The sequence below is a fragment of the Sphingobacterium psychroaquaticum genome (genome assembly GCF_004421025.1).
GTDB lineage: Bacteria > Bacteroidota > Bacteroidia > Sphingobacteriales > Sphingobacteriaceae > Sphingobacterium > Sphingobacterium psychroaquaticum.
Genome location: NZ_CP038029.1, coordinates 371528 through 393064, shown reverse-complemented (window position 1 = coordinate 393064; position 21537 = coordinate 371528). Strand labels below are relative to the sequence as shown.

Here is a 21537-nt window from a genome sequence, read left to right as displayed (position 1 = left end):
TTTCATCGCTCGCTTATGATTTGGTTAAAAATTCATCTAAGTTCAACAGGGCATTCGCCACCACCATAAATGCCGCCTTTGGAATTAACTTCTCCTTAGACAGGCCACGAGAATCATCTCCAAAGAACAAGGCCGCTGCTTCGGGTCTTTTCCCAAAATCTTTTACCGCATTTGCGTACAGCTTTTCCAACGCTTGGACTTTTTCCGTAGTGGGCGTCTTCAGCATGATACGTTTATACCCTGCCTCGACAGCACGTTTGGTATCTCCATTTCCATCTTGTTCCATCAATTGCGACAGATGTTTGGCCGCCTCCAGATATACCGGATCATTCAGTGTTGTGAGCGCCTGCAATGGCGTATTTGTACGGATACGATCCACCAAACAAACCTCTCTGCTGGATGCATCAAAGGAAATAAAAGAAGGATACGGACTGGTTCGCTTCAAGAAGGTATAAATTCCACGCCGGTATTGATCCTCCCCTTCGCTTTTCGTCCAGGATTCTCCACTATATACTGTCATCCAAACCCCATCTGGTTGAAAAGGCATAACCGAAGGACCATACATTTTCTGGCTCAGCAAACCGCTTACTGCCAATGTTTGATCACGAATCTGTTCCGCTGATAACCGAAACCGAGGACCACGGGCGAAATACATATTTTCTGGATCCTTTTGCGCATCCTTCGTCTGCATATTCGAAGATTGTTTGTATGTTGAAGAAAGGACTATTTCTCTTATCAGACCTTTTACTTGCCACTTCTTGGCCTGCATAAAATCAAGAGCGAGATAATCCAAAAGCGCCCGATGAATCGGCGGATTACTTTGCGTTCCCATATCCCCTAGCGGCTCCACCAAACCTCGCCCAAATAATTGTGCCCAGACCCGATTAACCAAGGTACGCGCCGTTAACGGGTTCTCTTCGCTCGCAATCCACTTCGCAAAGCCCAGTCTGTTATTAGGCTCGCCTTTCGGAAAGTCATTCAATATAGCAGGCACGGCCGGAGTGACTTCTTTGCCTGGCGTCAATCTATTCCCGCGTTCAAAAATATGGGTCTTCCGTTTCATCTCTTCGGGATTCTCAATCATAACGGGTACGGACTCTGGGTGGGTATTGATTAAGCTCAAAAAAGTCTGTTGCATCTTTAATTGCTCTTGTCCCGGTGGCAATGCCTCCCGAAAAGCAAACCACTCGATCATACAGACAGGTTGATCTTTTCCAGCTGTTGCATTTTTAAAAACCAAATAAAGATCACCTCTACCTTGCGCAACGTCGGTCAAATCAAACACCACCGCTTGTCGACCATTCGTAGGCGCTAACTCCGTGTGTAGTACCACAGGTCCATGGAGGTCGCCTTTACGTATTTCCATAAAGCCTCCCGACAGAGAAGTCCAGTAGTTTAAGTACAATTGTTTTTTTCCGGTCAGTGTCACATCACGCAGTCTAGCACTGCCTCCATGCCGCACCCCCAGCCATTTGGTATCATAGAGCGCCGCATTAACTAGTTTATCGCTATAATGTGCATGAATCTTTGGCTCCAAGGTATGCAGAAACAAGTCGGCAGAATGCCGTAGATCCTTAGCCCCACTGTGCCCTAACCAATTTTTAATACTATCCACTCGCTTTTCATCCTCGGCTTTATAGAACCGCAACTTCGGATGATCGCCTTGTGTATCTTCGTCACGGGTATTATTGAAATAAGCAACTGATTTATAATACTCTTCAAATTTAAACGGATCATACGTATGACTGTGACATTGTACACATTCAAATGTTGTACTGAGCCATACCTGATATGTGGTATTAACCCGATCCAGTACAGATGCCACACGAAATTCTTCACTATCTGTTCCTCCTTCATCATTGTTCATGGTATTACGATGAAAAGCTGTAGCAATTAACTGATCCTTAGAAGGATCCGGAAGCAAATCGCCGGCCAACTGCTCAATGGTAAATTGGTCAAAAGGCATGTCTTTATTAAAAGCTTTGATCACCCAATCCCGGTAAGCCCAAATCTGTCTTGATCCATCTTTTTCATATCCCTTCGTGTCCGCATACCGTGCCATATCCAACCACCAGGCAGCCCATTTTTCGCCATATTGACTACGTGTCAACAAGCTATCAACGCGACGCTCATAAGCATCATCCCGATCGTCGTTCACGAAAGCGTCGACTTCAGCGAGCGTAGGCGGTACACCAATTAAATCTAAATACACCCTGCGCAAAAGCGTTGGCTTGTCCGCTTCTTCGGCAAAGGAAACTTTTTTTTCATCGAATTTATCTTGAACAAAATAGTCTATGTTATTGCTGATTCCAGTGGGATTCATCCCCAACAATCGGGCAAAAGAAAAAGGCTTGGGTACCGTCACTTCTTCCGGCAAGGTATAAGCCCAATGCTCGCCCCACTTGGCCCCTTCATCAATCCATCGTTTCAGAATATCAATTTCCTCAGGAGCTAGTGCAGGTGCATTGTAAGGCATCCTCAACTCTGGATCATCACTCAACAAGCGCTTGTAAAACTCACTGTGTTCAGCATCCCCTTTAATAATCGCCGGTTTTCCAGATTCCGCTTTTGCAAAAGCTTCATTTTCAAAAAGCAAACTAAAACCACCGCTTTTCTTCACCCCGCCATGACAAGAAATACAATGCTTATTCAAGATAGGTTTTACATCAGCGCTAAAATCAACTGGCGTCTCACTTTGCACGAAAAAAAATCCAGCAAAAACAACCAGAATTGAAATTATAACAATAACTAAAACTCGTTTTTTCATTCTTTTTATAATTGGTCAAAGGCTTACCTATCCATTTTTCCCTAAACACCACTGCCGTGTCAATTTCAAAAAACCAACACATTATCATAAATAGATAAGGTTTAATTCACGATGTTTAGTAATGCTAAAAATAGTTTATAATTTCTTTATAAACTAACACTGGATTAACAAGATTCCTAAACTATTTTACCTAAACAGCGCTAAAAAGGTCATAATATCACTATGGATAAAAGTCCAGCTCTGACATACTCAATGAATTTCCGTTCCCCGTAATTTCTGTCGACACTAAACGAACATAACGAGCTCTTACTTTACCTGAAAACACATGTTTTCGTTTCGAAGGGTCATTAATCAGATTTCCGAACTCGAAACTCCCCGTCTCACTCCACACCTTACCATCAACACTGGTAAACAACTTTCCTTTAGCCATCATACCTTCGGGGTGTTTTCGTTGTGGCGTATAGCTAAAAGCCGAAAAATCGCACATAGCACCTAAATCTATTTCAATTGATTGCGTTGCTCCAGTCGCGGAAGAATGCCAATATGTGTCAGGATCCTCATCAATAGCCATTGCGGCTGTTGCCTTTGCACGTTCGCTACTGTTGGAAATCACCTTCCATTGTTTTTTGGCAAAACCGATTGTCTCATCGACCATCGGACCTAACATACCTGCTCCATCCACAGCAACCGCTTTAATACGCGATGCTTGCGGTACAAATGCGCCTGTATATTGTTGCGACTTCGATGTAGGGTTTGTTCCATCCTCGGTATAATAAATAGTAAAGCTAGATTGTTGGTTGGCAACCGCATCCTCACCGTGTGGCTTCCATCCGAATTCATGTCGCTGTGGAGCGATCGTTACCTGCCCATTAACATCTTTTCGGATCGCCAACTGAGGAGGTCTTACTGGCACATAAAAAGCTCCTATATTTGACAAAACAGGAATAGCCCTGCTCTCAGAAACCCGCACCCTAAACTTACTTCCCTCAATTACCGGAAAACGTAAGATCCTTTTATACCCGACATTGGTTCCTTCCGCAACTTGTTCCCATTTCCCATCTCTCCAAACATCGAGAGCATGTTTTTCAATACGCTCCCCATGTGTCTGGATTGCCTCTTGAAGCACAAAACGATTAATCCGAATCGGCTTCTTCGTCACGAACTCGATATGACCTCGATCCAACACAAAAGTGGTCGATAGATTACTTCTAAGTTTCAGTTGTAACTGTATCGCTTCCTCAAGCAAATTAGTCGAATAACCTTCCTTAATCCGCTGTCCAACTTCGGTCAGCACTTCTACATCTTCTGCGGAAAAAAGTCCATCCCGATTTGGCGGAATATTTAAGAGAAACGTTGAATTTCCACCCACCGAACGCTCATAGATATCAAACACATCATCAGCACTACGCACCTTTTGATATACATCATCTCGGTAAAACCAGCCCTCTCGAATTGAAGTATTGGTTTCTGCTTGTTGATAATGTAGATATTTTGCCGTATATAATTGTGCTCGACTACCTAGATCATCCTCCGTTAAGTCCCGGAAACCTTCTAAATTATGAGGATCGGCATCATAAGGTATAACATTCCATTCCGTCTTACGGGTTCCGCCAGCCTCATTACCGCACCAACGAATGTCTTCTTTACCAAAAATAACCGCCTCGGGCGCTAGGGTATGAATTAATGTGCGCCAGGCCGCATAATTGTACTTTTGCCCACCTTTTGTTTTTGGATGTGCACCATCAAACCAAACCTCATGTACAGGACCATACTCCGTAAGTAATTCAAACAATTGATTTAAGAAGTATTCATTGTAGTCATCGACATCGAATTCAAAAGTCTTTTTATTTTGAAAAGGGCGCCCTTCAACACGTCGGGGAATAGTTCGTTTACTATACGTACTCAAATTTCCATACAATCCCTTCTCGTTTTCAATTTGGAACAAATCTGCTGGGGATAAATAAATCCCAAGTTTCAACCCATACTTTTGACAAGACTGTGAAAGATCCTTTAAAATATCTCCCTTTCCTTGCCGAAAACCTGTTGACATAATACCATGATCTGTATACCGGCTCTGCCACAGCACAAAACCATCGTGATGTTTTACTGTTAGAATCACTTTTTTCATTCCCGCATCCCTCATGGTAGCGCACCATTGATCGGTGTCCAGATTTTTTAAATCAAAAATACGAGGGTCTTCTTTTCCATTTCCCCACTCCATTTTGGTAAATGTATTCGGTCCAAAATGAATAAAGGCGATAAATTCATCTTGTAATGCGGCATACTGCTTACTCGTAGGCACTACACGAATGGCCTTTGCCAAAATATCTTGTTCGGTATCTCCCTTAGAAATAGCATAGGTGTTTTTTACAGGAAGAACAGTCTGTGAGCCGGACTGTTGTGCAAAAAGTGGGCTTGCTATCAATCCACTAAAAGCGGCCAGCAATAATCGATTACAACGTGTCATTTTAAATACGGGCTATGGTTTAAATTCGGAAAGATAGAAGATAATGGATAACAAGACCTAAACTATATTAGCGCATATTAAGACTATATTATCTAACAGCAATTAACCTTGCTATACTTCCTAAATTCGTGAAATACATCCCGATACCAGATACGCCTGTAAATTAAAGTAGATAAAAAAGGCCAACGGCAAAAACTAATTGATACAAAAATTGGTTTACTTAATAAGAGTAAATTTAATTAATGATTAACGGCAAATATGTCCGTAAAAAACAATAACTTTACCATATTCGAGTTTTTATAGATAGAGATAACAACCCTTTAGAGACAAAAATTTTTTATGTTACAACGTTTTTTCCTACTTGCTTTCACTTTTTTATCCTTGACATCGTTTGCGCAGAACAGAATGATGCTCCCTTATGCCATACAACAAGGCACCCTGAATGATCAGTTCACCAACCTCACTAATTTATCCCGATCGCAGGATGTAGATTTTAAACTCGTGCGGAAAGCCAACATCGAGATTATACGTAAAAATGTATTAGATTCTATTTCTAAATATCAGAAGGAGATTTCCGACTTGAAGCAAAACTCCTCTTCTTCGGTAAGTACAGTTAAAAATTTGAAAGACTCAGTAAGCAGCTTAAGCACACAGTTGGAAACGGAACAGAAAAGAACAGATAGTATAAGCCTGTTGGGCATTGACTTTGCTAAAACCACCTACCATATGGTGGTATGGGCCTTAATAATTGTATTCGCATTGGCCTTCCTAGCAACGCTTGCCTCCTTCCGTAAAGCAAAAGTAGACACTAATGAACACCGAAAAAGTGTAGATGAGCTGCAAGAAGAGTTACAAACGTTACGAAAAAAATCTATGGAGCGTGAGCAACTTTTAAAAAGACAATTGCTGGACGAACAAATGAAAGGCAGTTCCTAATTTTAAAACATATCTAAAAGCCTCTGTACAGAGGCTTTTTTACCTTATATACTTATTCTAAATAGACATAAAATTTGGCAGACCTGCTCTTTCGTGTAAAAAATGAAATAATTATCAATAACCGTTTTGCTTTTAAATAGATATAACTTATTTTTGCATTCCAAAATCCAGGTGCTAATAAGCATCTGTTTTAAATTGATTAATAAATATTTAGTCCCTATAATATGCCCAATATTGGTAAAATAGCGCAGATTATCGGCCCAGTAGTTGACGTCAACTTCGCCGACAATGAAAATCTTCCTAAGATTTACGATGCATTGTACATTGAAAAAGACAATGGTCAGCGTATCGTTTTAGAAGTTCAACAACACTTAGGCGAGGACCGTGTACGTACAATCGCCATGGATGCAACCGAAGGTTTAGTTCGTGGAATGAAAGTTGTTGACACTGGTGCTCCTATTAAAATGCCTATCGGTGAAGAAATCAAAGGTCGTGTATTCAACGTTGTTGGTGACGCTATCGATGGTATCCACAATTTGGACAAAACTAATGGACGTCCTATCCACAACGTTCCACCAAGATTTGATGAGCTTTCAACAGAATCTGAGGTATTGTTCACAGGTATCAAAGTTATCGACTTGCTAGAGCCTTACGCTAAAGGTGGTAAAATCGGTTTGTTTGGTGGTGCTGGTGTAGGTAAAACAGTATTAATCCAAGAGTTAATCAACAATATCGCTAAAGGACACGGTGGTCTATCTGTATTTGCAGGTGTAGGTGAGCGTACACGTGAAGGAAATGACCTTCTTCGTGAGATGTTGGAATCCGGCATTATCAAATACGGCGAGCACTTCATGGAAGGCATGGAAAAAGGCGAATGGCCTTTAGATAAAGTAGACAACGAATTGATGAAAGAATCGAAATGTACGTTCGTATTCGGTCAGATGAACGAGCCTCCTGGGGCACGTGCTCGTGTAGCTTTATCGGGTCTTACTGTAGCGGAATACTTCCGTGATGGTGAAGGTGATGGCCAAGGTCGTGACGTACTTTTCTTTATCGATAACATCTTCCGTTTTACACAAGCGGGTTCTGAAGTATCAGCTCTTCTAGGTCGTATGCCTTCAGCAGTAGGTTACCAACCAACATTAGCAACAGAGATGGGTCTAATGCAAGAGCGTATTACATCAACGAAAAACGGATCTATTACTTCTGTACAAGCGGTATACGTACCTGCCGATGACTTAACTGACCCTGCACCGGCAACAACATTTGCCCACTTAGATGCAACAACAGTATTGTCTCGTAAAATTGCAGAGCTTGGTATCTACCCTGCGGTGGATCCATTAGATTCAACTTCACGTATCTTATCACCAGCAGTTTTAGGTGACGAGCACTACAACACAGCACAACGTGTGAAAGAAATCTTACAACGCTATAAAGAACTTCAAGATATCATTGCTATCTTAGGTATGGATGAGCTTTCTGAAGAAGATAAATTAACGGTACACCGTGCACGTCGCGTACAGCGTTTCTTATCTCAACCTTTCCACGTAGCGGAGCAGTTCACAGGTTTGAAAGGTGTACTTGTTGATATTAAAGATACAATCAAAGGTTTCAACATGATTATTGATGGTGAAGTTGATGAATACCCAGAGGCTGCATTCAACCTGGTTGGTAACATCGACGAAGCTATTGAAAAAGGTAAAAAACTATTAGCTGAGGCTGTTTAAAAAATACACATGAAATTAACGATCATTACACCCGATAAATTAGCTTACGATGGCGTAGCAACTGCGGTCACTGTACCAGGCAGTACTGGCTCTTTCCAAATTTTGAAAGACCACGCCGCTATTGTATCTACTTTAGAGGACGGAAAGATTATTATTCAAAATGGCAAAGACGAAATCGTTCTGGTCATTAGAGGCGGTGTCGTGGAAGCTAAGGACAATGTTATTACCGTATTAGCAGAAGGAATCGTGGAAGAATAACGAATCATAATACGAAAAGCAAAAGCCCTTAAGACTTCAAGTTTTAAGGGCTTTTTTTTGTAGGTTATTTTTCAACTTTTTGTGACCAAAAGCACTTTTCAGGAAGAATTTTGAGATAAAACCTAGAAAATCAATTTTTCAAAAAATATACCAATTTTAATTTTAGTCTATCTTGATAAAAATTAAAAACCAAAACAAAACATATTAACAAAATAAAATACTTCAAATTATGATTACTCAAAATATTAAACTTTTTCAAAATACTTTCTTTTGCTATTGTAAAGAATTTTTAATAGACCTAACTTAACAAAAGTGATTTAAATCTATGTAAGGAAAACTTTTTCGTAAGGAAGAAAATCAATTTTATATGCAATATTACAATCAAGACACTTTCATCTATCTGGATGGCGAGTTTGTGAAAGCAGATCAAGCCGGGACAGACTTATTTGGGCAATCGCTACATTATGGGTATGGTGCTTTTGAAGGACTACGCGCATATAGCACACACCATGGCACCCGTATATTTAAGGCAGAAGAACATTTCGAACGACTGGCCTATTCGTGTAACGCCATCAATCTTCCTTACCAATGGAATGCTCGGCAATTAGTTGCGGAGACCTATCAGCTACTAGAGATGAATAATTTACGGGCGGCTTATATCCGACCGTTGGTATTCTCTGGATCCAATATGCATCTTACTTCCGCAACGACATCCAAGATTATGATCGCCGCTTGGGAATGGGGGCCATACTTAGGTCAGAATCTTTTGCGCGTATGCACGTCCAAAATTCAACGCCCAAACCCTAAATCATTCCGTATCGATGCAAAAGTATCGGGGCAATATATCAATGCTATCTTAGCAGCGAGCGATGCCTTAAAGAATGGATATGATGAAGCATTGTTGTTAGATCAAGAAGGACATATTGCACAAGCATCCAGCGAGAACCTATTCATTGAAAAAGATTTCAAATTATATACGGCGCCACTGGATCATGTATTCCCTGGGATAACCCGAGAAACAGTTATCGATATCTGTAAAGCGCTACATATCGAGGTTATTGAAAAAAAGCTAACCTTACAAGATGTACATGAGGCCGATAGTGCTTTCCTCTGTGGAACAGCGGCCGAAATAATAGGTATAAAAGAAGTAGATCATATTACATACAAAGAAGATTGGGAGCACACAATCGGAGCGACCATTCAACGGAAATATAAACAACTCGTATTAGAAGAAGAGAATTATGAAGTCATCATCTGACCAAGGAAACGCCTTAAACAAGTACAGTAGAATCTTTACGCAAGATGAAACCCAACCCGCTGCCAAAGCCATGCTTTACGGCATCGGCCTTACCGACGCCGACATGGATAAAGGGCAGGTCGGTATTGCCAGCATGGGTTATGATGGGAATACCTGCAACATGCACCTGAATGATTTGGCGCAAGTCGTCAAAAAAGGCGTCTGGGAGCATGATCTGGTCGGCTTGACTTTCGGTACGATCGGTGTCAGCGATGGTATGAGCAACGGAACAGACGGCATGCGCTACTCTTTAGTGTCCCGCGATGTTATCGCAGACAGTATCGAGACCATTTGCGGCGGACAATACTACGACGGTTTAATTGCGATCCCTGGTTGTGACAAGAATATGCCGGGCGCTATTATGGCGATGGGACGTTTAGATCGTCCAGCTATTATGGTATACGGCGGCACAATTGCACCAGGACACTATAAAGGGCAAGAACTTAATATAGTATCTGCTTTTGAAGCATTAGGTCAACGCGTATGCGGAAACCTTTCGGATGAAGACTACGAAGGGATCATTAAGCACACCTGCCCTGGCGCTGGCGCTTGTGGAGGTATGTACACTGCTAATACTATGGCTTCTGCTATTGAAGCACTGGGCATGAGCCTTCCCTACTCGTCGTCCAACCCGGCTATCTCAGCAGAGAAAAAAGCAGAGTGTTTAGATGCTGGAAAATATATCCGCGTTCTATTGGAGCGCGATATCAAACCTTCAGATATCATGACACGCAAAGCTTTTGAAAATGCTATTCGTGCTATTATCATACTAGGAGGAAGTACCAATGCGGTTCTTCACTTTATTGCCATCGGTAAATCTGTAGGCGTAGACATCACACAGGATGATTTCCAAAAAATGTCGGACGAAACACCAGTGCTAGCCGACTTCAAACCATCCGGTAAATACTTGATGCAAGACTTACAACAATACGGCGGGACACCTGCAGTTTTACGTTACTTGCTTGATCAAGGCTTATTACATGGCGATTGTCTAACGGTAACAGGAAAGACAATGGCAGAAAACCTGGCGGATGTTAAATCGATCATGGACTACAACCAACCTATCATAAAGCCCCTTGAGAATCCTATCAAAGCAACAGGGCATCTGCAGATCCTTTACGGCAATTTAGCCGAAAAGGGGTCTGTGGCGAAAATCTCGGGTAAAGAAGGAGAGAAATTCACCGGACCAGCACGCGTATTTGATGGCGAGCATGAACTTGTAGCTGGCGTATCGTCAGGACGTATCAAACCGGGCGATGTAATCGTGATTAAAAATGCCGGACCTATCGGTGCCCCAGGTATGCCGGAAATGTTAAAACCGACATCCCTAATCATCGGTGCAGGCTTAGGCAATTCTGTCGCACTAATCACCGATGGAAGGTTCTCTGGTGGTACACATGGCTTTGTGGTTGGACACATCACACCAGAGGCATATGCCGGTGGTCTAATCGGCTTGGTTGAAGACGATGACGTCATTGAAATCGATGCAGTCAACAACAAACTCAACTTGCAGGTGGATGAAGAAACCATCGCTAAACGTCGCGCGAACTATGTACAACCAGCGTTAAAAGTAACCAAGGGTGTTTTATATAAATATGCCAAAACGGTTGCTGACGCTTCAGAAGGCTGCGTAACGGATCTATAAAAAATTAAAAAGAGAAAAATTAAAAATTAAAATGGTGGGACTTCAATAGGCTTATTGACTTTTTACTTTTGACTTTTTACTTAAAACAATGAATACACTGGAAAAAACGGAGACAAAGGCCGAAACAACAACACAGACGACAACCCAACTAACGGGTTCACAAGCTGTCTTGGAGGCTTTGATCCACGAAGGCGTAAACACCATTTTTGGTTACCCTGGTGGTGCCATAATGCCCATTTATGATGCGTTGTATGATTACAACGAAAAGCTAACCCACATCCTCGTCAGACATGAACAAGGTGGTATCCACGCGGCACAAGGTTATGCGCGCACTTCCGGCAATGTCGGTGTTGCCTTTGCAACGAGCGGGCCTGGCGCCACGAACCTGGTCACCGGGCTGGCAGATGCGATGATTGATAGCAACCCGATCGTGTGTATTACCGGGCAAGTCTTTGCTTCCCTACTCGGAACGGATGCTTTCCAAGAGACGGATGTCATCAATATTACGACACCGGTAACCAAGTGGAACTATCAGGTGACTGATGCGACAGAAATTCCTAGCGTTTTAGCGAAAGCTTTCTACATCGCACAAACGGGACGTCCAGGACCAGTACTTATTGACATTACTAAAAATGCACAAATGCAGTTGTTCGACTACGAAGGTTACAAAAAATGTGACCACGTACGTAGCTATCGACCAGCTCCAATTGTCCGCAAAGAATATATTGAACAAGCAGCAGAACTGATTAATAGCGCGAAAAAGCCATTCGTCCTTTTCGGTCAAGGTATCATTCTTGGAAAAGCTGAAGAAGCGTTTAAAGCATTTATCGAAAAAGGAGGCTTCCCTGCCGCTACTACTGTGATGGGATTAAGCGCATTGGAAACCGACCACCCGCAACATGTGGGGATGCTTGGTATGCATGGTAATTATGCTCCCAATGTCATGACGAATGAATGTGATGTACTGATAGCTGTAGGTATGCGTTTTGATGACCGTGTAACGGGACGTCTTGACAAGTATGCGAAACAGGCTAAAGTAATACACTTAGATATTGATCCCGCAGAGATTGATAAAAATGTGAAGACAGCGGTTCCCGTATGGGGCGATTGTAAAGAAACGCTTCCGTTGCTGACCTCTTTAATAAACAAAGCAGATCATAGCGCTTGGTTACAAGCATTTAGAGATCTTGAAAAAGAAGAAATCAAGGAAGTTATCCATGACGAGCTGAATCCTACATCAGATATGATGACAATGGGCGAAGTGATCAAAACCTTAAACGAGTTATCGGGTGGTGATGCAGTCATTGTAACCGACGTAGGTCAGCACCAAATGGTAACCTGTCGCTATGCTAAATTCAACACATCTAAATCCAACGTTACATCGGGCGGTTTAGGAACGATGGGCTTTGGTTTACCAGCAGCCATCGGTGCTTGGTATGGCGCACCTCATAGAGATGTAGTAGCCATTATCGGTGACGGTGGGATACAGATGACCATCCAAGAACTAGGAACCATCATGCAGTTTGGTGCGAAAGTAAAAATCCTTATTCTGAACAATGAGTTCCTAGGCATGGTACGTCAATGGCAACAGTTGTTCCACGACAAACGCTATTCTTTTGTGAATATCACAAGTCCGGATTTTGTTGCAGTAGCCAAAGGATACTACATCGATGGAAACAAGATTTCGAAACGCGAAGAGTTGAAAACAGCACTTAAAACGATGTTGGATCACGATGGAGCTTACTTATTAGAGGTGATGGTCGGAAAGGAAAATAATGTCTTCCCGATGGTAGCACAAGGCACATCAGTATCTGAAATACGTTTGAAATAGGTTTCAAATTAAAAGGTTAAAATTAAAATGGAAAAACAAGAATATACGATTACCCTATATACAGAAAACTCCATCGGTATGATTGGCCGTATTTCAGGGATATTCTCACGTCGTAAAATCAATATAGAAAGTTTAAATACTTCCCCTTCCGAAGTGGAAGGAATACACCGCTTTACCATCCTCATTACAGAATCAGAGGAAGTAGTGCGCAAGTTATGTCGTCAGATCGAGAAACAAGTCGAAGTCTTGAAAGCCTACTACAATACCGATCAAGAACTGATTTGGCAAGAACAAGCGTTATATAAAGTACCGACGGACGTTATCGCAGAGAAAGCACCTGTGGAGCGTTTACTTCGCGAGTATGGTGCTTCCGCGGTTGTAATACGGAATGATTATACTGTTTTCGAAACAGCGGGACATCGCGAAGAGATCGATAAACTGACTGCCGAGTTAACAAAATATGGGCTGATCGAGTTTGTACGTGGTGCACGCATCGCCATCATCAAAGATAGTGCAGGCTTCCACTCCAAGCTAAAACAGTTTGAACGCGAAGAACCAGCTCCTGAGATTGTTGAAAATGAATTTTTGGATCAAGGCGGCAACGTCTTCACGATGTAATCAAGAATGGATAGCACACTAAAATTCATAAAGCAAGCGCGGACAGCCTTCATCGAGCTTCTCGATGGCTTAACACTGGAGCAACTAAATACAGTTCCCGAAGGATTCAATAACAATATCATATGGAACTTTGGACACATTGTAGTCAGCACACAGACCTTGGTCTATGTACGCACCGGCATTCGTCAGGACGATAGTTTTGTGGAATACCTGGACGCTTACAAAAAAGGCTCCAAGCCAACTTATGAAGTAACCGCTACAGAAGTTGCTGCATTAAAAACACTAGCGCTGTCTACCATTGATCAAATCGATGCAGACTATAAAGCGGGAACATTTGCAGTAATTACACCGTACGGCACGGCTACATACGGCGCTACGCTAGAAACCATCGAAGATGTCTTTATCACGACAGCAGGTCACGATAATGTACACTTTGGCTATGCTTTAGCACAACGAAAAGCACTTAAATAATTAACAAGTAATCAACCAAAACAAGAATAGAATTTAATAATAAAACAATGGCAAATTATTTCAACACATTACCACTTAGAGAACAATTAAACCAACTAAGTCATGCTGAATTCATGGATTCATCCCAATTCGCAGACGGTGTAAACGCTTTAAAAGGTAAAAAAATCGTAATCGTAGGCTGTGGTGCACAGGGTTTAAACCAAGGATTAAACTTACGTGACAGTGGCTTGGATGTATCCTATACATTACGTAAAGAAGCTATTGAACAAAAAAGAGACTCTTGGAAAAATGCAACAGATAACAACTTTACTGTTGGTTCATACGAGGAGTTAATTCCTCAAGCTGATGTTGTCATCAACTTGACACCAGATAAACAACACACATCCGTTGTCAATGCGGTAATGCCTTTGATGAAACAAGGTGCTACCCTTTCCTATTCACATGGTTTTAATATCGTGGAAGAAGGGATGCAGATCCGTAAAGATATAACCGTAATCATGGTAGCGCCAAAATGTCCAGGATCGGAAGTTCGTGCCGAATACTTAAGAGGTTTCGGTGTACCTACATTGATCGCTGTACACCCGGAGAACGACCCAGAAGGTAAAGGCTGGCCATATGCTAAAGCTTACTGTGTTGGTACAGGTGGTCATCGTGCTGGGGTATTGAAATCATCTTTCGTAGCAGAAGTAAAATCTGACTTAATGGGTGAGCAAACAATCCTTTGTGGTTTATTGCAAACAGGATCGATCCTATCGTTTGACAAAATGGTAGAAAAAGGTATCGATGCAGGCTATGCTTCTAAGCTTGTTCAATATGGTGTTGAAGTAATCACCGAAGCGTTGAAACATGGTGGTGTAAGCGGTATGTTGGATCGTTTATCTAACCCGGCAAAGATCAAAGCCTACCAAGTATCTGAAGAATTGAAAGATATTATGCGTCCATTGTTCCAAAAACACCAAGACGATATCATGTCAGGTGAGTTCTCTAAAACAATGATGGAAGACTGGGCAAATGGTGATGCAAATTTATTGAAATGGCGTGCCGAAACAGGTGAAACAGCTTTCGAAAAAACACCCGCTGGGGATGTTAAAATTGCCGAGCAAGAATACTTTGACAACTACTTATTGATGGTTGCCTTTGTACGTGCTGGTGTGGAATTAGCATTCGAGACTATGGTTGAAGCCGGTATCAAACCTGAATCCGCTTACTACGAATCATTACACGAAACACCTCTTATCGCAAACACGATTGCACGTAAAAAATTATTCGAAATGAACCGTGTAATTTCGGATACTGCAGAATACGGTTGTTACCTTTTCGATCAAGCTTGTAAACCACTATTAACTGACTTTATGAAGAAAGTAGATACCGATCTTGTGGGTAAAAACTTCAACGAAGGTAAAGACGGCTCAGTAGACAATACACAACTTGTACAGGTAAACGAAATCTTACGTAACCACCAAGTTGAAGTTGTGGGTAGAACATTGCGTAAAGCAATGACTGCAATGAAAACTATAAAAACTGTTTAAATTTTCGTAAATTAGGCAGTAAAGTAGCGGGTAAAATTATGAATATCAAAATTTTACCCGCTATTAAAATGAAATTAAGAGAAAGAGAAAAATGGGAAAAACATTAGTAGAGAAAATCTGGGATGCGCACGTCGTTAAGAGTCAAGAAGGCTTCCCAGACGTATTGTATATCGACACACATTTAATCCATGAGGTAACATCACCACAAGCTTTTGACGGTCTACGGAAAAGAGGACTACCGGTTTTCCGTCCAAAACAAACCGTAGCGACGGCTGACCATAATGTTCCAACGCTGGATCAACACCTTCCGATCAAGGAAGAATTGTCGCGTTACCAGGTTGATATGCTGACCAAAAACTGTAAAGAATTTGGTGTAGAATTATACGGCTTAGGTCACCCTTATCAAGGTATTGTGCATGTTATCGGTCCTGAGCTTGGGATTACTCAACCCGGGAAGACTATGGTATGTGGCGATAGCCATACCTCTACACACGGTGCTTTTGGCGCCATCGCTTTCGGAATCGGTACTTCACAGGTAGAACAAGTTTTTGCAACACAATGTCTTTTGTTGCAAAAACCGAAAACCATGAAAATCGAAGTCAACGGAGAGCTTGCCAATGGTGTCGGTGCCAAAGACATTATTCTCTATATCATCGCTAAAATATCTGCGGCTGGTGGTACAGGGTATTTCGTAGAATACGCGGGATCCGCTATTCGCTCTTTGAGTATGGAAGGCAGAATGACCGTTTGTAATATGAGTATTGAAATGGGTGCTCGCGGAGGACTGATTGCGCCAGATCAAACAACATTTGATTACGTGAAAGGTCGTGAGTTTGCACCGAAAGGCGAAGAATGGGATAAAGCTCTCGCCTATTGGGAAACACTATACTCCGATGAGGATGCGACATTTGATGCCGTATTAGAATTTGATGCAGCCGATATTCAGCCGATGATTACCTATGGTACCAATCCAGGAATGGGAATCGGCATCACAGAACATATCCCGGCAACTCAAGCACAACCAGAATCCGAGAAACCATCGTACCAAAAAGCATTAAGCTACATGGGCCTTCAAGATGACGAATCTCTTTTAGGGCATCCTGTAGACTACGTTTTTATCGGCTCATGTACCAACTCTCGAATTGAAGACTTACGCGAGGTTGCGGCTTTTGTGCAAGGTAAAAAGAAAGCGGAAAATGTCGAAGTATGGATTGTCCCTGGATCAAAACAGGTAGAAGCACAAGCCAAAGAAGAGGGTATCGATAAAATATTTGAGGAAGCAGGTTTTGTTTTACGTGAGCCAGGTTGTTCTGCTTGTTTAGGGATGAATGAAGATAAAATCCCCGCAGGAAAATACTGTATTTCTACCTCAAACCGAAATTTTGAAGGTCGGCAAGGGCCAAATGCGCGTACTATGCTGGCAAGTCCATTGACAGCTGCGGCAGCTGCGGTAACAGGAAAAATTGTAGACGTAAGGGAACTAATATAAAAAATTTAAAAAAGCAGAAGGAAAAATTAAAGAGAAGCCGATAGCGTGCTCCTTTTTCAATTGAACACATGGTTAGAAACTAGCTGTTTTTTCCCTTTTTAATTTTTACTTTTTATTTTGAACACATGAAGAAATTTGAAAAACTAAGCTCATCGGTCGTACCACTACCGATTGAAAATATTGATACCGATCAGATTATTCCTGCGCGCTTCCTTAAGGCTACAACCCGCGACGGCTTTGGCGACAATCTATTCCGTGACTGGCGCTTCGATAGCGACAACCAGCCTAAGGCAGATTTTGTGATGAACGATAATACCTACAGTGGGAAGATTCTTGTTGCGGGTAAAAACTTCGGCTGTGGATCATCCCGCGAACATGCGGCATGGGCCATCCAGGATTATGGCTTTGATGTAGTAATCAGCTCCTTCTTTGCGGATATCTTCAAAGGTAACGCATTAAACAATGGCGTTCTTCCGATTCAGGTACCAGAAAGCTTTTTGGAGAAAATTTTTGCGGCTGTTTTTGCAGATGCAAATACGACCCTTTCTGTTGACCTAGAAGCGCAAACGGTAACCATTGATGCGACAGGTGACAGTTTTGAATTTGAGATCAATCCCTACAAAAAATCATGTCTAATTAACGGTTACGATGATATCGATTTCATCTTAAGCCAAAAGACATTAATTGAAGAATTCGAACAAAATAGATAATGACAAATCCCGTCGTCCATATCGCCAATCTAACGCTACAATATGCTGGTCAAAGCATACTGTCGGCTTTAGATTGGCGTGTGCAACGGGGTGAACATTGGGTTATTGGAGGAAAAAGTGGCTCCGGCAAATCCTCCTTAGCCAAAGCTATTCTTGGCCAAGAGAAATATACGGGCAATATCCAGCTTTCCTTTGATCCAAACAGCACCTTACCTCCTCTTGCACACTACGTATCAAGTTGGTATCGCTTTACCAACCTCGAAGGAGATCGAAATTTTTACTATCAACAGCGGTACAACAAACATCAAGGTAACGACACGCTAACTGTATACGCTGATCTTATGCATTTTGGTCAGAAGCGCGGTTTACAGATGCAAGATGCGGAGCCTATCCTAGAAGCACTAGGTTTCGAGAACTGCCGCAATACTCAACTGATAGAACTTTCTAGCGGTGAGCATAAAAAACTACAGTTGGTACAGGCCCTATGGCTAAAACCACAACTTCTTATTATCGATGAGCCCTATACGGGACTCGACAAAAATTCGAGGGCACAACTAAATGCAATCTTAACACAAATTGCCAACCAAGGAACGACCCTAATACTTATCACCAACGACAACAACATTCCATCTATTATGAACCGCTTTGCGGAAATTATAGACGGCGCTGTTCGGGAGGTCGATAGTACGGCAGATTTCACAAAAGATCAGGTACGTGTACAAAAAACGCTCCCTTACTTTTTACAACAGGCGCCAACGGTTGATGCAGACACCATGCTGGAGCTTAAAGACGTCATCGTACGCTATGGCGAAAAAGTGGTTCTCAACAAAGTAAGTTGGACCGTAAAAAAAGGAGAAAAATGGCTACTTCAAGGACACAACGGCTCTGGGAAGTCTACCTTATTAAGTTTGTTGAATGGCGATCACCCACAAGCCTATGCCAGTGATATTTGGCTATTTGGAAATAAACGAGGATCTGGAGAGAGTATTTGGGAAATCAAAGAAAAAATAGGCATTATTTCGCCTGAATTACACTGGTATTTTGACACCAACGCTACTGTATGGCACGCCGTTGCGTCAGGCTTTTATGATAGTATCGGTTGGTTTCTAGACGTTAAATACGAGGAAAAGAAACAACTCGAGCAATTGTTAGATTTCTTCGATTTATTACCCGATAAAAACAAGCTTTTACACACGCTTCCCCTAGGTAAGCAACGTCTAGCTTTATTAGCGCGGACCATTATCAAGAATCCACAATTATTGATTCTTGACGAGCCTTGTCAAGGATTAGATGCTGCACAAACAGCGCATTTCAATGCCGTTGTGGACGATTTAAGCGCACATGGCAAGACATTAATTTATGTCGGTCATTATGAAACACAATTGCCTAACTCCCTAAGTCATCGACTTGTATTAGAAAAAGGGGAAGTCATATTGTCAGAATCATTATTAGAAAGTATAGCATATAATTAACAATGAAAAAAAATATTTTAATAATCCCCGGAGATGGAATTGGACAAGAGGTTACGACATGGGGAAAACAAGTTCTAGAAGCCATTGCACAAAAATATGGACACTCCTTTGCTTTTGATGACGCTATTATGGGTCATACGGCAATCGAAGCAACCGGCAATCCACTTCCAGATGAAACACTAGAGAAAGCAAGAAATTCTGATGCCATCCTTTTCGGAGCCATCGGTCATGCTAAATATGATAATGACCCTTCCGCGAAGGTACGCCCTGAACAAGGTTTATTAAAAATACGTAAAGAACTAGGTCTTTATGCCAACCTACGTCCGATTCTATTGTTCGACGAGCTGCTAGACGCATCGAGCTTAAAACCAGAAGTGTTACGTGGAACGGACATTCTTTTCTTCCGTGAGTTAACAGGCGATGTGTACTTTGGCGAAAAGAACCGCAACGAAGATAATACCTTTGCCTCTGACCTAATGAATTACCACCGTTACGAGGTAGAGCGTATTACACGTAAAGCTTTTGAAGCTGCACAAACAAGAAGTAAGAAACTATGTTCCGTAGATAAAGCCAACGTATTGGAAACATCTCGTCTATGGCGTGAAGTGGTACAAGAAATTGCACCGGAATACCCAGATGTAGAAACAGAACACATGTTTATCGACAATGCAGCAATGCAATTGGTGAAAAACCCGAAAAAATTTGACGTGGTCCTAACGGCTAATCTATTTGGAGATATCCTTACAGATGAAGCTTCGCAGATTGCAGGATCTATGGGCATGTTGGCTTCGGCTTCCGTAGGTGATGGTACCGGATTTTTCGAGCCAATTCATGGATCCGCACATGATATTGCTGGACAAAATAAAGCAAATCCACTTGCCTCGATCCTTTCCGCAGCATTAATGCTAGATATCTCTTTTGGTCTCCAAGAAGAAGCCAAAGCCGTAACAAATGCAGTCGCTGAGACATTGAAAGCAGGATGGAGAACAGGCGATATCGCCAATGCGGAAACACCAGCTGATAAAATCTTAGGCACCAAAGAAATGGGTGAGAAAGTTTTAGAATTTATCAGATAGTAATTAACGAAGTATAAAATATAATAGGTCAAGAAGGGATAATAATATCTTATCTCTTCTAAACTTTAAAATCTGAAGATTATGTTACACGATCCAAATCATTTATACATTTTTGACACCACTCTACGTGATGGTGAACAGGTTCCTGGTTGTCAGTTAACAACATCAGAAAAAATAGAAATTGCCAAAGACTTGGAAAGCCTGGGAGTCGACATTATCGAAGCCGGCTTCCCTGTATCGAGTCCAGGCGATTTTCAATCCGTAGTCGAATTATCTAAAGCAGTAGATGATGTCATCATCTGTGCCCTAACTCGCGCCAACAAAAACGATATTGACGTCGCTGCTGAAGCTTTGAAATATGCAAAGAGACCACGTATCCACACCGGTATTGGTGCTTCCGATATGCACATCAAATATAAATTCAACTCCACCCGAGAAGATATTTTAGCCCGTGCTGTAGAAGCTGTCAAACATGCTAAATCTTATGTAGAGGACGTGGAATTCTATGCAGAAGATGCGGGTCGCGCAGACTTAGCTTTCTTAGCCCAAATGGTCGAGAGCGTTATTGCTGCAGGCGCAACCGTAGTGAACATCCCGGATACAAATGGATACTGTTTACCTGATCAATATGGCGCAAAAATTAAGTACCTTACTGAACATGTAAAAAATATCGATCAGGCAATTATTTCGGCACACTGTCACAATGACCTCGGTTTAGCAACAGCCAATTCCATTGCTGCTGTTCAGAATGGGGCGCGTCAGGTTGAATGTACCATTAACGGTATCGGTGAACGCGCAGGAAATACTTCCCTAGAAGAAGTAGCGATGATCTTGCAAGTGCACAAACAAGCCTTCGGAGGCTTGTCTTCCAATATTGACAGCAAAATGTTCACTTATATTTCTCGCAAAGTAAGTGAAATGATGCGTATGCCGGTGCAGCCCAATAAAGCTATTGTTGGTAAGAATGCATTTGCGCACAGCTCAGGAATTCACCAAGATGGCTTCTTGAAACACCGCGAAAACTATGAAATTATTCGTCCGGAAGATGTTGGTTTAGATGAAGCGGGCATTATCTTAACGGCGCGCTCAGGTAGACATGCCTTGAAACACCACTTAGAGCGTTTGGGATATGAACTAGATAAAGATCAATTGGCGGTAACATACGAACGCTTCTTGGTAGTCGCAGACGCGAAAAAGGATCTTTGTGATGAGGATCTTAAAGCGTTGATGCAGTCGTAAGACAA

The 21537-nt window shown here is 42.0% G+C and carries 16 protein-coding genes; 14 read left to right on the top strand and 2 right to left on the bottom strand.

Features of this window, described 5'->3' with window-relative positions; translation table 11 throughout:
• Positions 1 to 13 precede the first annotated feature (13 nt).
• Both E2P86_RS01650 and E2P86_RS01645 read right to left on the bottom strand, forming a co-directional pair.
• Positions 14 to 2767 (bottom strand): DUF1553 domain-containing protein, encoded by a 2754-nt coding sequence (locus tag E2P86_RS01650; protein WP_134430310.1) that lies wholly within the window; start codon positions 2765 to 2767, stop codon positions 14 to 16.
• A gap of 220 nt (positions 2768 to 2987) precedes the next feature.
• Positions 2988 to 5234: an alpha-L-fucosidase gene (locus E2P86_RS01645; protein WP_134430307.1), complete on the bottom strand. Its 2247-nt coding sequence runs from the start codon at positions 5232 to 5234 to the stop codon at positions 2988 to 2990.
• 339 nt (positions 5235 to 5573) lie between these two features.
• Between E2P86_RS01645 and E2P86_RS01640 the strand changes: the two genes are divergently transcribed.
• From E2P86_RS01640 to E2P86_RS01575, 14 genes are all read left to right on the top strand, one after another.
• Positions 5574 to 6170, top strand: a complete 597-nt coding sequence (locus E2P86_RS01640; protein WP_085472450.1) for a hypothetical protein — start codon at positions 5574 to 5576, stop codon at positions 6168 to 6170.
• 224 nt (positions 6171 to 6394) lie between these two features.
• A complete protein-coding gene (gene atpD, locus E2P86_RS01635) occupies positions 6395 to 7897 on the top strand; it encodes a F0F1 ATP synthase subunit beta (protein ID WP_085472451.1) in 1503 nt (500 codons plus the stop codon).
• A 9-nt stretch (positions 7898 to 7906) separates the two neighbouring features.
• Positions 7907 to 8155, top strand: a complete 249-nt coding sequence (atpC, locus tag E2P86_RS01630) for an ATP synthase F1 subunit epsilon (RefSeq protein ID WP_085472452.1) — start codon at positions 7907 to 7909, stop codon at positions 8153 to 8155.
• A 367-nt stretch (positions 8156 to 8522) separates the two neighbouring features.
• Positions 8523 to 9413: a branched-chain amino acid transaminase gene (locus E2P86_RS01625; RefSeq protein WP_085472453.1), complete on the top strand. Its 891-nt coding sequence runs from the start codon at positions 8523 to 8525 to the stop codon at positions 9411 to 9413.
• Positions 9397 to 11097, top strand: a complete 1701-nt coding sequence (gene ilvD, locus E2P86_RS01620; RefSeq protein ID WP_085472454.1) for a dihydroxy-acid dehydratase — start codon at positions 9397 to 9399, stop codon at positions 11095 to 11097. Before E2P86_RS01625 ends, ilvD begins: the two co-directional genes overlap by 17 nt.
• Before the next feature lie 88 nt (positions 11098 to 11185).
• A complete protein-coding gene (gene ilvB / locus E2P86_RS01615) occupies positions 11186 to 12928 on the top strand; it encodes a biosynthetic-type acetolactate synthase large subunit (protein WP_085472455.1) in 1743 nt (580 codons plus the stop codon).
• A 27-nt stretch (positions 12929 to 12955) separates the two neighbouring features.
• The gene (ilvN, locus tag E2P86_RS01610; protein ID WP_085472456.1) at positions 12956 to 13546 is read left to right on the top strand and encodes an acetolactate synthase small subunit; all 591 of its coding nucleotides are present in this window, start codon (positions 12956 to 12958) and stop codon (positions 13544 to 13546) included.
• A 6-nt stretch (positions 13547 to 13552) separates the two neighbouring features.
• Positions 13553 to 14017: a DinB family protein gene (locus E2P86_RS01605; RefSeq protein WP_085472457.1), complete on the top strand. Its 465-nt coding sequence runs from the start codon at positions 13553 to 13555 to the stop codon at positions 14015 to 14017.
• A gap of 47 nt (positions 14018 to 14064) precedes the next feature.
• Complete coding sequence (gene ilvC, locus E2P86_RS01600) at positions 14065 to 15546, top strand: ketol-acid reductoisomerase (RefSeq protein ID WP_085472458.1); 1482 nt, start codon at positions 14065 to 14067, stop codon at positions 15544 to 15546.
• Positions 15547 to 15637: 91 nt separating this feature from the next.
• Positions 15638 to 17035, top strand: coding sequence for a 3-isopropylmalate dehydratase large subunit (leuC, locus tag E2P86_RS01595; protein WP_134430304.1), 1398 nt, complete (start codon positions 15638 to 15640; stop codon positions 17033 to 17035).
• 125 nt (positions 17036 to 17160) lie between these two features.
• Positions 17161 to 17745, top strand: coding sequence for a 3-isopropylmalate dehydratase small subunit (gene leuD, locus E2P86_RS01590; RefSeq protein WP_085472460.1), 585 nt, complete (start codon positions 17161 to 17163; stop codon positions 17743 to 17745).
• Positions 17745 to 19217 (top strand): ATP-binding cassette domain-containing protein, encoded by a 1473-nt coding sequence (locus E2P86_RS01585; protein WP_200811763.1) that lies wholly within the window; start codon positions 17745 to 17747, stop codon positions 19215 to 19217. Before leuD ends, E2P86_RS01585 begins: the two co-directional genes overlap by 1 nt.
• A 2-nt stretch (positions 19218 to 19219) precedes the next feature.
• The gene (gene leuB / locus E2P86_RS01580) at positions 19220 to 20293 is read left to right on the top strand and encodes a 3-isopropylmalate dehydrogenase (RefSeq protein ID WP_085472462.1); all 1074 of its coding nucleotides are present in this window, start codon (positions 19220 to 19222) and stop codon (positions 20291 to 20293) included.
• Between the two features lie 81 nt (positions 20294 to 20374).
• On the top strand, positions 20375 to 21532 hold the full coding sequence (locus tag E2P86_RS01575; RefSeq protein ID WP_085472463.1) for a 2-isopropylmalate synthase: 1158 nt from the start codon (positions 20375 to 20377) through the stop codon (positions 21530 to 21532).
• The last annotated feature ends 5 nt before the right edge of the window (positions 21533 to 21537 follow it).

Excerpts from the sequence above, each read along its gene's own strand:
- E2P86_RS01650 (WP_134430310.1), bottom strand. The coding sequence starts at position 2,767 with ATGAAAAAACGAGTTTTAGTTATTGTTATAATTTCAATTCTGGTTGTT.
- E2P86_RS01645 (WP_134430307.1), bottom strand. The coding sequence starts at position 5,234 with ATGACACGTTGTAATCGATTATTGCTGGCCGCTTTTAGTGGATTGATA.
- E2P86_RS01640 (WP_085472450.1), top strand. The coding sequence starts at position 5,574 with ATGTTACAACGTTTTTTCCTACTTGCTTTCACTTTTTTATCCTTGACA.
- atpD (WP_085472451.1), top strand. The coding sequence starts at position 6,395 with ATGCCCAATATTGGTAAAATAGCGCAGATTATCGGCCCAGTAGTTGAC.
- atpC (WP_085472452.1), top strand. The coding sequence starts at position 7,907 with ATGAAATTAACGATCATTACACCCGATAAATTAGCTTACGATGGCGTA.
- E2P86_RS01625 (WP_085472453.1), top strand. The coding sequence starts at position 8,523 with ATGCAATATTACAATCAAGACACTTTCATCTATCTGGATGGCGAGTTT.
- ilvD (WP_085472454.1), top strand. The coding sequence starts at position 9,397 with ATGAAGTCATCATCTGACCAAGGAAACGCCTTAAACAAGTACAGTAGA.
- ilvB (WP_085472455.1), top strand. The coding sequence starts at position 11,186 with ATGAATACACTGGAAAAAACGGAGACAAAGGCCGAAACAACAACACAG.
- ilvN (WP_085472456.1), top strand. The coding sequence starts at position 12,956 with ATGGAAAAACAAGAATATACGATTACCCTATATACAGAAAACTCCATC.
- E2P86_RS01605 (WP_085472457.1), top strand. The coding sequence starts at position 13,553 with ATGGATAGCACACTAAAATTCATAAAGCAAGCGCGGACAGCCTTCATC.
- ilvC (WP_085472458.1), top strand. The coding sequence starts at position 14,065 with ATGGCAAATTATTTCAACACATTACCACTTAGAGAACAATTAAACCAA.
- leuC (WP_134430304.1), top strand. The coding sequence starts at position 15,638 with ATGGGAAAAACATTAGTAGAGAAAATCTGGGATGCGCACGTCGTTAAG.
- leuD (WP_085472460.1), top strand. The coding sequence starts at position 17,161 with ATGAAGAAATTTGAAAAACTAAGCTCATCGGTCGTACCACTACCGATT.
- E2P86_RS01585 (WP_200811763.1), top strand. The coding sequence starts at position 17,745 with ATGACAAATCCCGTCGTCCATATCGCCAATCTAACGCTACAATATGCT.
- leuB (WP_085472462.1), top strand. The coding sequence starts at position 19,220 with ATGAAAAAAAATATTTTAATAATCCCCGGAGATGGAATTGGACAAGAG.
- E2P86_RS01575 (WP_085472463.1), top strand. The coding sequence starts at position 20,375 with ATGTTACACGATCCAAATCATTTATACATTTTTGACACCACTCTACGT.